At 58.6% G+C, this 589-nt stretch carries 1 protein-coding gene; it reads left to right on the top strand.

The window, feature by feature from the left end:
* Positions 1-589, top strand: a 589-nt coding sequence (locus AM629_RS21450; protein WP_152912073.1) for a condensation domain-containing protein, incomplete at both ends; no start/stop codon positions are given.

The following is a 589-nucleotide window of genomic DNA, read 5'->3' as shown; positions in this document are numbered from 1 at the left end:
ACTTGGGTGGTCAACTGGATATCGTGGCCTGGCAGCAGGCGCTGGATACCCTGTTCGCCCGTCATGAGGCGTTACGTTCTGTTTTTGTCTCGGTTGACGGTCAGCCGCAGGTACGGCTGTTGGAAGCGGATAGTGGCTTGCCTTTATCTCAACATGACCTGCGCGGACTCCCGGATGCCGATATGGTGCTTGAGCGCTTGAGCGCCGGAGAAATCCATACGCCATTTGATCTTGACCGTGGGCCGCTTATCCGCGGCAGCCTTATCCGGCTCGCCGATGACGAATACCGGTTCTTACTCACCCAGCATCACATTGTTTCCGATGGCTGGTCTGCCAGTGTGTTGATTCATGAGCTGAACACACTCTATACGGCGTTTCTGGCCGGGCAACCGGACCCGTTGCCACCGCTGGTGATTCAATACCCGGATTATGCCGCCTGGCAGCGCCAGTGGCTGTCGGCTGAACGTACCCGGATTCAATCCGACTATTGGCGCACCATGCTGGCTGACGCGCCGGTTCTGCTGGATCTACCTACTGACCGGCCCCGTCCGCCTGAGCAGTCGTTTGCCGGACATGTCGTGCCGGTTGT

This window comes from Photorhabdus heterorhabditis, assembly GCF_001280945.1.
GTDB classification, from domain to species: Bacteria; Pseudomonadota; Gammaproteobacteria; order Enterobacterales; family Enterobacteriaceae; genus Photorhabdus; species Photorhabdus heterorhabditis.
Note: the sequence above shows the minus strand (reverse complement) of the source record. Positions and strands in the feature narration are given on the sequence as shown.